This is a genomic window from Streptococcus sp. M334, assembly GCF_000187745.1.
Classification (GTDB): Bacteria; Bacillota; Bacilli; order Lactobacillales; family Streptococcaceae; genus Streptococcus.
Genome location: NZ_GL732512.1, coordinates 1 through 601, shown reverse-complemented (window position 1 = coordinate 601; position 601 = coordinate 1). Strand labels below are relative to the sequence as shown.

General features: G+C 39.1%; 1 protein-coding gene. It reads right to left on the bottom strand.

The genetic code is table 11. From position 1 onward, the window contains the following. On the bottom strand, positions 1–548 hold a 548-nt coding region (locus HMPREF0851_RS15230), incomplete at its 3' end, for a recombinase family protein (protein ID WP_001082311.1). Positions 549–601 lie beyond the last annotated feature (53 nt).

Sequence of the window (601 nt, the reverse complement as noted above, 5' to 3'; positions counted from 1 at the left end):
TAGCCGTAAGGTGGGTTAGTAGTTACTCGCTCGCCAGCTTTGGCTTTAGCTTGCACCACCGCGCGAATTTTCTTGCTGGTATCTGCCGCATACATTTCATCCATTAGACTCTTGATTGGCAAGAAAATTGAGTTAGTTTCATTAGGCTTATTCGAATCTACTCCATCATTTAAGGCGATAAAGCGGACATCAAAACTAGGGAAAGTGATTTCCGTTAGCTGTCCAACCTTGATATAAGAGCGCCCCAAACGGCTTAAATCCTTTACAATAAAGTTCGAAACTTGCCGATTTTCCACCAAACGCAGAGCTTCTGAAATTGCTGGACGGTCAAAATTTGTGCCACTAAAGCCATCATCGACAAACAAAATAGGATTAGAGAGATTTTCTCTTGTAACTACATCAAGCAGAATTTTCTTCTGATTGATAATTGAGTTGCTATCTCCGTCCAGTCCATCATCTTGACTTAAGCGACAATAAACCACCGTAATATCTGAAAGTTTTGAAGTATCTACTTGTCTATAATCTGAAATTGTCAAAGTTCTGTTCATGTGTTTTTCTCCTTTTGGAGTTCACACACCTTATACTTCTATTATACCATTTT